At 62.4% G+C, this 8476-nt stretch carries 9 protein-coding genes and 2 pseudogenes; 8 read left to right on the top strand and 3 right to left on the bottom strand.

Annotated features, from left to right (window positions below; translation table 11 throughout):
* Positions 1 to 96, top strand: a pseudogene (locus NOV72_RS31425) (electron transfer flavoprotein subunit alpha/FixB family protein); the annotation flags it as partial.
* A gap of 108 nt (positions 97 to 204) precedes the next feature.
* A complete protein-coding gene (locus tag NOV72_RS31420) occupies positions 205 to 1995 on the top strand; it encodes an acyl-CoA dehydrogenase (RefSeq protein ID WP_106858402.1) in 1791 nt (596 codons plus the stop codon).
* Between the two features lie 52 nt (positions 1996 to 2047).
* Here NOV72_RS31420 and NOV72_RS31415 read toward each other — a convergent pair whose 3' ends face one another.
* Positions 2048 to 3340 (bottom strand): D-amino acid dehydrogenase, encoded by a 1293-nt coding sequence (locus NOV72_RS31415; RefSeq protein ID WP_106858401.1) that lies wholly within the window; start codon positions 3338 to 3340, stop codon positions 2048 to 2050.
* A 153-nt stretch (positions 3341 to 3493) separates the two neighbouring features.
* Between NOV72_RS31415 and NOV72_RS31410 the strand changes: the two genes are divergently transcribed.
* Both NOV72_RS31410 and NOV72_RS31405 read left to right on the top strand, forming a co-directional pair.
* On the top strand, positions 3494 to 3982 hold the full coding sequence (locus NOV72_RS31410; RefSeq protein ID WP_106858403.1) for an Lrp/AsnC ligand binding domain-containing protein: 489 nt from the start codon (positions 3494 to 3496) through the stop codon (positions 3980 to 3982).
* A 68-nt stretch (positions 3983 to 4050) separates the two neighbouring features.
* Positions 4051 to 5178, top strand: a complete 1128-nt coding sequence (locus NOV72_RS31405) for a PA0069 family radical SAM protein (protein WP_106858400.1) — start codon at positions 4051 to 4053, stop codon at positions 5176 to 5178.
* 4 nt (positions 5179 to 5182) lie between these two features.
* On the opposite strand, the gene NOV72_RS31400 is transcribed toward NOV72_RS31405, so the two are convergent.
* Entirely contained in the window at positions 5183 to 5686 is a 504-nt protein-coding gene (locus NOV72_RS31400) for a TM2 domain-containing protein (RefSeq protein WP_106858399.1), read from the bottom strand.
* A gap of 256 nt (positions 5687 to 5942) precedes the next feature.
* Between NOV72_RS31400 and rpsP the strand changes: the two genes are divergently transcribed.
* From rpsP to rplS, 4 genes are all read left to right on the top strand, one after another.
* Positions 5943 to 6197, top strand: coding sequence for a 30S ribosomal protein S16 (gene rpsP / locus NOV72_RS31395; protein ID WP_008342343.1), 255 nt, complete (start codon positions 5943 to 5945; stop codon positions 6195 to 6197).
* A gap of 54 nt (positions 6198 to 6251) precedes the next feature.
* Positions 6252 to 6971 (top strand): ribosome maturation factor RimM, encoded by a 720-nt coding sequence (gene rimM, locus NOV72_RS31390; RefSeq protein WP_106858398.1) that lies wholly within the window; start codon positions 6252 to 6254, stop codon positions 6969 to 6971.
* 25 nt (positions 6972 to 6996) lie between these two features.
* Positions 6997 to 7767 carry a tRNA (guanosine(37)-N1)-methyltransferase TrmD gene (trmD, locus tag NOV72_RS31385; protein ID WP_106858397.1) on the top strand — a complete coding sequence of 257 codons (771 nt, stop codon included), beginning with the start codon at positions 6997 to 6999 and terminating at the stop codon, positions 7765 to 7767.
* A 130-nt stretch (positions 7768 to 7897) separates the two neighbouring features.
* The gene (gene rplS, locus NOV72_RS31380) at positions 7898 to 8287 is read left to right on the top strand and encodes a 50S ribosomal protein L19 (protein ID WP_061120495.1); all 390 of its coding nucleotides are present in this window, start codon (positions 7898 to 7900) and stop codon (positions 8285 to 8287) included.
* A gap of 52 nt (positions 8288 to 8339) precedes the next feature.
* Here rplS and NOV72_RS32940 read toward each other — a convergent pair.
* Positions 8340 to 8476, bottom strand: a pseudogene (locus tag NOV72_RS32940) (IS4 family transposase); the annotation flags it as partial.

The raw sequence follows: 8476 nt of genomic DNA, 5'->3' as shown, positions 1-8476 counted from the left end.
AAGGATCCGGAAGCGCCGATCTTCAGCGTGGCCGATTACAGTCTCGTCGGCGATCTGTTCACGGTCGTGCCGGAACTGGTGAAAGAGCTCGGCTAAACCGCGCCGTGTGAATCGAACACTCGCCACAAAGAAAAAGAAAGGGCGCGACACAACGTTGCGCCCTTTTTTTGCACCGAAATACCTGTAAAGAGAGGAGACAAGACAATGAGCTACAGCGCCCCGGTCAAGGACATGCTGTTCGTTGTGAAGGAATTGGCCGATATCGACGGCATCGCCGCGCTGCCCGGTCACGAGGACGCGGGCTTCGACACGGCGCAGGCCGTCGTCGAGGAAGCCGCACGTTTTTGCGGCGAAGTGCTCGCGCCGCTGAATGTCGCCGGTGACCGCGCGCCGAGCACTTGGGCGAACGGCGAAGTCACGACGACGTCCGGCTTCAAGGCCGCGTTCCGTCAGTTCGCGGAAGGCGGCTGGCAAGGCGTCGTGCATCCGGTGGATTTCGGCGGACAGGGCTTGCCGAAACTCATCGCGACGCCGTGCATCGAAGCGCTCAACGCGGCGAATCTTTCCTTCGCACTGTGCCCCCTGCTCACCGACGGCGCGATCGAAGCCGTCCTCACCGCAGGCAGCGACGAGCAGAAAGCGCGCTATCTGCCGAAGTTCATTTCCGGCGAATGGACCGGCACGATGAACCTCACCGAGCCGCAGGCGGGTTCCGATCTCGCGCTCGTGCGCACGCGCGCCGAGCCGCAGGGCGACGGCACATACAAGGTGTTCGGCACGAAGATCTTCATCACGTACGGCGAGCACGATATGGCGAAAAATATCGTGCATCTCGTGCTCGCGCGCACGCCCGACGCGCCCGAAGGTGTCAAAGGCATCTCGCTCTTTCTCGTGCCGAAGTTTCTCGTCAACGACGACGGCTCGCTCGGCGCACGCAACGACGTGCACTGCGTCTCCATCGAGCACAAGCTCGGCATCAAGGCGAGCCCGACCGCCGTGCTGCAATACGGCGATCACGGCGGCGCGATCGGCTATCTGATCGGCGAGGAGAATCGCGGTCTCGAATACATGTTCATCATGATGAACGCGGCGCGTTTCGCCGTCGGCATGCAGGGCGTCGCGATCGCCGAGCGCGCGTATCAGCAGGCGGTCGCGTATGCGAAAGAGCGCGTGCAGAGCCGTCCTGTCGATGGCAGCGCGAAAGAGCCGGTGACGATCATCCATCATCCCGACGTGCGCCGCATGCTTTCGACGATGCGCGCCTACACCGAAGGCGCCCGCGCGCTCGCGTATGTCGCGGCGGCGCATAGCGATCTCGCGCACGCTCATCCCGACGACGCCGCGCGCAAGAGCCATCAGGCGATCTACGAATATCTCGTGCCGATCGTGAAGGGCTTCAGCACGGAGATGTCCGTCGATGTCGCGAGCATCGGCGTGCAGGTGCACGGCGGCATGGGCTTCATCGAGGAGACGGGCGCGGCGCAGCATTATCGCGACGCGCGCATCCTGCCGATCTACGAAGGCACGACGGCGATCCAGGCGAACGATCTCGTCGGCCGCAAGACCGTGCGCGACGGCGGCGCGGCGGCGCAGGCGCTGCTCGCGCAGATCGATCAGACCATCGCGGCGCTCGCCGAAGCGGACGGCCAGCCGTTCATGTCGATGCATCGGCATCTGAGCGCGGGCAGTCTGTCGCTCGCGCGTGCGATCGAGTTCATCGTCGCCAAATTCAGGAGCGATCCGAATGCGGTGTTCGCGGGCAGCGTGCCGTATTTGCGGCTCGCGGGCATCGTGTTGTCGGGATGGCAGATGGCGCGCGCGATGCTCGCCGCACATGCGAAGCGCGCGGACGACGAGCGTTTCTACTCCGCGAAAATCGCGACGGCGCAGTTCTTTGCCGAGCATGTTCTGTCGCTCGCGCCGGGGATCGAGGCGTCGATCATCAGCGCGAACGGGAAGGAAGGCGTGCTCGCGCTGAGCGAAGATCAGTTCTAAAAATGGCAAACGGCGCCTCGAAGGGCGCCGTTTTCGTCAGAACAACCGAAGCTCAGGCGTTCGCGTATCCCGGACGACGATTCACGCCGACATCGCCGAAGTAACGATGCACCGAGAGGTCGTCGGCGCGGATCGCGGGCTGCTTGCCCGACATCAGATCCGCGAGCAACTGGCCCGAACCGCACGACATCGTCCAGCCGAGCGTGCCGTGACCGGTGTTGAGGAACAGATTCGGCACCGGCGTACGGCCGACGATCGGCGTGCCGTCCGGCGTCATCGGGCGCAGGCCGGTCCAGAATGTGGCGCTCGCCGTGTCGCCGCCGCCCGGGAACAGGTCGTTCACGCACATTTCGAGCGTTTCGCGACGCGCCTGCTTCAGCGACTTGTCATAGCCGACGATTTCCGCCATGCCGCCCACGCGGATGCGGTCGTCGAAACGCGTGATCGCGATCTTGTACGTTTCGTCGAGCACGGTGGAGACCGGCGCGCGGTTCGCGTCGACGATCGGCGCGGTGATCGAATAGCCCTTCAGCGGATAAACCGGAATCTTCACGAGATCGCCGAGCAGCTTCGGCGAATACGAGCCGAGCGCGACGACATACGAATCCGCCGTCACGAATTCCTTGCCGCACTGCACGCCGGCGATACGGCCGTTGCTGATAGCGAGCGCGTCGATCGGCGTGTTGTAGCGGAACTTCACGCCGAGCGCTTCGGCCATTGCGGCGAGGCGCGTCGTGAACATCTGGCAGTCGCCGGTTTCGTCGTTCGGCAAACGCAGGCCGCCCGTCAGTTTGTGCGACACGGCGGCGAGCGCCGGTTCGGCCTTCTTCAATTCATCGGCGGTGAGCAGTTCGAAGGGCACGTTCGCGTCTTTCAGCACCGCGATGTCCTTGCCCGCGCCGTCGAATTGCTGTTGCGTGCGGAACAGTTGCAGCGTGCCGCCCGTACGGCCTTCGTACGAAATGCCGGTGTCGGCGCGCAGCGCCTGCAGGCAATCACGGCTGTATTCGGCGAGACGGACCATGCGGCCCTTGTTGACCGTGTAGCGATCCTGCGTGCAGTTGCGCAGCATTTGCCACATCCACTGCAACTGGTTCATCGTGCCGTCGAGGCGGATGGCGAGCGGCGCGTGCTTTTCGAACATCCACTTCACGGCCTTGAGCGGCACGCCCGGCGCCGCCCACGGCGATGCGTAGCCCGGCGAGATCTGTCCGGCGTTCGCGAAACTCGTTTCGAGCGCGGGGCCGGCTTCGCGGTCGATGATCGTGACTTCGTGGCCGGCGCGAGCAAGGTAATACGCGCTCGTGACACCGACGACGCCGCTTCCGAGAATAACGATTCGCATGTGAACTCCATCCAGATTCGATGAAGCTTCCGAGTGCGCGTGTCTTGAAGTTGATCGACGCGGCAAACTGAAGCTCGTATAGTGTTATCGACTATGGTATGGACTTCGACCCAGTTTAAGTTATCGTATTTGATCGATTTTCAGGAAAAACCAATGCGAACGCAGCGAAATCCGGTACGCGCACTCGACAAACTCGATCACAAGATCCTGAACCTCCTTCAGGAGGACGGCCGCATCGCGATGAAGGACCTTGCCGAGCGCGTCGGGCTGTCGGTGACGCCTTGCATCGAGCGCGTGAAACGCATGGAGCGCGACGGCGTCATCATGGGTTACTACGCGCGGGTGAATCCGACCGAACTGGGCGCGGCGCTGCTCGTTTTCGTCGAGATCACGCTCGATCACAAGAGCGGCAACATGTTCGAGCAATTCCGCCGCGAAGTGCAGAAGATTCCCGAGGTGCTCGAATGCCATCTCGTGTCGGGCGATTTCGACTATCTGATAAAGGCGCGAATCGGCGAAATGGCGGACTACCGCAAGTTGCTCGGCGACATCCTGCTGCAATTGCCGGGGGCGGTGCAGTCGAAGAGTTATGTGGTGATGGAGGAGATCAAGGAGACGCTGAAAATTCTCGTCGAGACGTGATTTTCCGCTTGCGATGAGGCCTCAAGACTGTATATTTATACAGTATCAATGGATGAATCCTTGTCGCAATGTCATCGCCCGATCGTGAGTTTCCCGTTGCCCCGCCCGCTCCGCTCAAAGGGCGCGGGGCGGTCACGAACATGCAGGGTCGTTACGAGAAGGACGAGCGCGAACGCGTCGACGACGGCTGGGCGCACACCGCCGATCCCGAGGAAGAGGGCGCGCCACCGCTACGCACGCAAATCTTCGAGGAACGCGCGAAGAGCATTCTCACGCGCAACAGCTCGCCGGACATTCCGTTTTCCGTGTCGCTCAATCCCTATCGCGGCTGCGAGCACGGTTGTATCTATTGTTTCGCGCGGCCTACGCACAGCTATCTCGGGCTGTCGCCGGGGCTCGATTTCGAAAGCCGGATCTACGCGAAGATCAACGCGCCCGAATTGCTCGAGCGCGAACTGTCGAAACCGAACTACGAAGCGGAGCCGATCGCGCTGGGCGTCAACACGGACGCGTATCAGCCGGTGGAGCGCGATTTGCAGATCACGCGGCGCGTCGTCCAGGTGCTGCACGATTGCGGGCATCCGTTCGCGGCGATCACGAAGAATTCGCTGATCGAACGCGATATCGACCTGCTTGCGCCGATGGCCGCGCGCGGTCAGGTCATGGCGGCGATCACCGTCACGACGCTCGACGCCGATATCGCGCGAACGCTCGAACCGCGCGCGGCGACGCCGTCGCGGCGTCTTCGCACGATCCGCACGCTCGCCGAGGCGGGTATTCCGGTCGGCGTGAGCATCGCGCCGGTCATTCCATTCGTGACGGAACCGGACATGGAGCGGGTTCTCGAAGCGTGCGCCGAGGCGGGCGCGACGAGCGCGAGCTATATCGTGCTGCGTCTGCCGTGGGAAGTTGCGCCGCTTTTCAAGGATTGGCTCGCCGCGCATTTCCCAGATCGCGCGGATCGCGTGATGAGCCGCGTGCGCGACATGCGCGGCGGCAAGGACTACGACTCGGATTTTTCGAAGCGCATGAAAGGCGAGGGCCTGTGGGCCGACATGCTCAAGCAGCGCTTTCAGAAGGCGGCGAAGCGTCTCGGCCTGAACGCGCGGCAGCGCGGCATTCTCGACATGTCCGAGTTCCAACGGCCTGCGAAGCGAGCGGGGCCGCCGTCCAGCCCGCAGCTCGATTTGTTCTGACGGTCTATTGCGACAGCGTTTTCGCCGCCTCGACCTGACTTTCGAAGTACGTCTGGAACGTGAGCGCGAGACCGGTCATCAGCAGGAAAGCGCCGATCAGCAGCGAAAAAATCACGACGAAGATGACCGTCCAGCCGGAGCGGCTGCTGCGGCCGGTGTGCGCGTTGAATTGCGCGTCCCATTTGGCATCGGGGCGCAGGCCGTAGACGAGCGCCGAGAGAAAGGCGGCGAGCAGCGAAATCGCGCCCGGGAACGCCAGCACCCAGCCGAGAAGCGAAGTGCGCTCCGTTTCCGCGAGCAGTAGATAACCGAACGCGCCCATAGCGATGCCCGCGATGTGCGCCCAGCCGTACTTGTCGCGCATTCCATACAAATAGAAGCGATGCAGGCCGATGTAGCCAAACAGGAACGCGAGCGCGGCGGTCAGCGTTTTCGAGCGGAAATACGGTGGAACGTGCTTGCCGGCCGGCTTCGAGCCGGTTTGCGTGGCGACGGACGAGGAAGTCATCAGCGAAAGCGGTGGTGGAAAAAGACGGACGTCGCTTGCAAGCCGACGCGGTCAGCCATTTTACGCCGACGCGTGCTCGCGCCACCAATGACGCGTCGTCGCGCGGATGTGATTTCCGGTATCCGGAAACGTGCCGGATTCATCCCGAATCGCACGCCGTATCCAAAAAATGCGTTAAGTGTTTGTTAGAGCTTCGGATTACAGCTATAATCGCCTGTTCTCGTTGTTCCGAACCCCGGTTTTCAAGGATTTCAGCATGGTCATCATCCGCTTGGCTCGTGGCGGCTCGAAGAAGCGCCCGTTCTACAACATCGTCGCAACCGACTCGCGTAGCCGCCGTGACGGCCGCTTCATCGAGCGCGTGGGTTTCTACAACCCGGTCGCGACCAAGGGCGAATCGCTGCGCATCGCTCAGGATCGCCTGACGTACTGGCAAGGCGTTGGCGCGCAACTGTCGCCGACCGTCGAGCGTCTCGTCAAGCAAGCTCAGCAAGCCCAGCCGGCTGCTTAAGCTCGCTTCGTCGAAGCTTTAACAGTCGCTCCAAACCTGCCCAAAGATTCGCCGATGTCTACGCGCGATTCTCAATCCGGCCGCGCGTCGGAAAGCATCGGCCAAACAAAGCCGGGGCAAGATGAGGGTTCCGCCACGTTTGGCGCGTTCGTCCGCAAGCCGGGCGCGCGCCGCGTGGCGGTCGACGTTTCGAGCTCGAATACGCCGGAAGGCGGAATCGAAGCGGTTGCGGCTTTGCCTGACGACGCCGTCGAACTCGGTTTCATCGCCGATGCATACGGTCTCAAGGGCTGGGTCAAGATCGTGCCGCACGCGAACGGCAAGCAGGGCGGCGACGCACTGCTGAGCGCGAAACGCTGGTGGCTCGTCAAAGGTCGCGATTGCAAGTCCGCGCGCTGTCTGCAGTCGAAAGTGCATGCCGATACCATCGTCGCGCGCTTCGCTGGCTGCGATGACCGCGACACGGCACTCGCGCTGAAGGGCCACACGGTGAACATCGCGCGCAGCGATTTCCCGGCGCTCGACAGCGAAGACGAATTTTACTGGGTCGATCTGATCGGCCTGGATGTCGAAAACGAAGCAGGCGTGGCCTTGGGCCGCGTGGCGGATCTGATCGACAACGGCGCACATTCCATCCTGCGGGTCGAGTATTCGAGCACCGAGGATGGCAAGCCCGTCACCGGCGAGCGGCTTATTCCGTTCGTCGGCGTGTATGTGAAGACGGTGGATCGGGCGGCGAAGCGTATCGTCGTCGACTGGGACGCCGACTATTGAACATCGTCACGTTACGGAGAGAGCGATGCAGTTCGATGTCGTGACGCTCTTTCCCGAGATGTTTCGCGCGCTGACCGACTGGGGCATCACGAGCCGGGCGGTGAAGCAGGAGCGGTTCGGTCTGCGGACGTGGAATCCGCGCGATTTCACCACGGACAACTACCGCACCGTCGACGATCGCCCTTACGGCGGCGGCCCCGGCATGGTCATGCTGGCGCGCCCGCTGGAAGACGCGATCCACGCGGCGAAGGCCGCGCAGCGCGAGCAGGGAATCACGTCGACGCGCGTCGTGATGATGTCGCCGCAAGGTGCGAAACTCGACCACGACCGCGTGATGCGGTTTGCGCAGGAACCGGGTCTCGTGCTGCTGTGCGGCCGTTACGAAGCGATCGACCAGCGCCTGATCGACCGCGAAGTGGACGAAGAAGTGAGCCTCGGCGACTTCGTGCTGTCGGGCGGAGAACTGCCTGCGATGGCGCTGATGGACGCCGTGGTGCGTCAGTTGCCCGGCGTGCTGAACGACGCGCAATCGGCGGTGCAGGACAGTTTCGTCGATGTCCTGCTCGACTGTCCGCACTACACGCGTCCTGAAGAGTACGAGGGCGTGCGTGTTCCCGATGTGCTGCTCGGCGGCCATCACAAGGAAATCGATGCGTGGCGCAGGCGCGAAGCATTACGCAACACATTCATCAAGCGCCCCGATCTGATCGGGCGGGCGCGTGAAAGCAAGATGTTGAGCCGGGCCGACGAGGCGTGGCTCGCAGAACTCGCGAAGGAAGCGTCGAAGTCTGCATAGATTTCGGGCGGACGAGCGGGAAAATGGGGACGCTGATTTAAATCGGCGTCTGAAGCAAACCCATCCTCTACCGGGGCCTGACTCAAATACAAGGCACGCAACTTCGGCAAGATGGCACAAGGAGTCAGTAATGAATCTGATTGAGCAACTCGAGAAGGAAGAGATCGCACGCGTTCTGGGCGAGAAGAGCATCCCCGACTTCGCGCCGGGCGATACCGTCGTCGTCAACGTGAACGTGGTCGAAGGCACGCGTAAGCGTGTCCAGGCTTACGAAGGCGTCGTCATCGCGAAGCGTAACCGTGGCCTGAACTCGAACTTCATCGTCCGCAAGATTTCGTCGGGCGAAGGCGTCGAGCGTACGTTCCAGACCTACTCGCCGCTGCTCGCGAGCATCGTCGTGAAGCGCCGTGGCGATGTTCGCCGCGCGAAGCTCTACTACCTGCGCGAGCGTTCGGGCAAGTCGGCTCGAATCAAGGAAAAGCTGGTCTTCAAAGACAAGACTGCTGCTTCCGCAGAGTAAGTCGTCGGCGAAGCGTAGTACGGAAAAAGCACCCCATGTGGGTTAATGCCGTTCAGTTAAGGTCTTTTCTTAGATAGCGAACGGTGTACCGTTTGGGGCGGGATTTGACGACCCGGTCGCATGCGCGTCCGGGTCGTTTTTCGTTGGGCAGAGACTTGAGCCTTTCGCGCAGACGCTGAAGGCAGGCGG

The sequence above is a fragment of the Caballeronia novacaledonica genome, assembly GCF_900258035.1.
Lineage (GTDB): Bacteria > Pseudomonadota > Gammaproteobacteria > Burkholderiales > Burkholderiaceae > Caballeronia > Caballeronia novacaledonica.
The sequence above is the reverse complement of the archived record's forward strand: the minus strand, read 5'-3'. Positions and strand labels throughout refer to the sequence as shown.

Bases quoted from the DNA above. Each gene is read 5' to 3' on its own strand.
- NOV72_RS31420 (WP_106858402.1), top strand. From the start codon at position 205: ATGAGCTACAGCGCCCCGGTCAAGGACATGCTGTTCGTTGTGAAGGAA.
- trmD (WP_106858397.1), top strand. From the start codon at position 6,997: ATGCAGTTCGATGTCGTGACGCTCTTTCCCGAGATGTTTCGCGCGCTG.
- rpsP (WP_008342343.1), top strand. From the start codon at position 5,943: ATGGTCATCATCCGCTTGGCTCGTGGCGGCTCGAAGAAGCGCCCGTTC.
- rimM (WP_106858398.1), top strand. From the start codon at position 6,252: ATGTCTACGCGCGATTCTCAATCCGGCCGCGCGTCGGAAAGCATCGGC.
- NOV72_RS31400 (WP_106858399.1), bottom strand. From the start codon at position 5,686: ATGACTTCCTCGTCCGTCGCCACGCAAACCGGCTCGAAGCCGGCCGGC.
- rplS (WP_061120495.1), top strand. From the start codon at position 7,898: ATGAATCTGATTGAGCAACTCGAGAAGGAAGAGATCGCACGCGTTCTG.
- NOV72_RS31405 (WP_106858400.1), top strand. From the start codon at position 4,051: ATGTCATCGCCCGATCGTGAGTTTCCCGTTGCCCCGCCCGCTCCGCTC.
- NOV72_RS31415 (WP_106858401.1), bottom strand. From the start codon at position 3,340: ATGCGAATCGTTATTCTCGGAAGCGGCGTCGTCGGTGTCACGAGCGCG.
- NOV72_RS31410 (WP_106858403.1), top strand. From the start codon at position 3,494: ATGCGAACGCAGCGAAATCCGGTACGCGCACTCGACAAACTCGATCAC.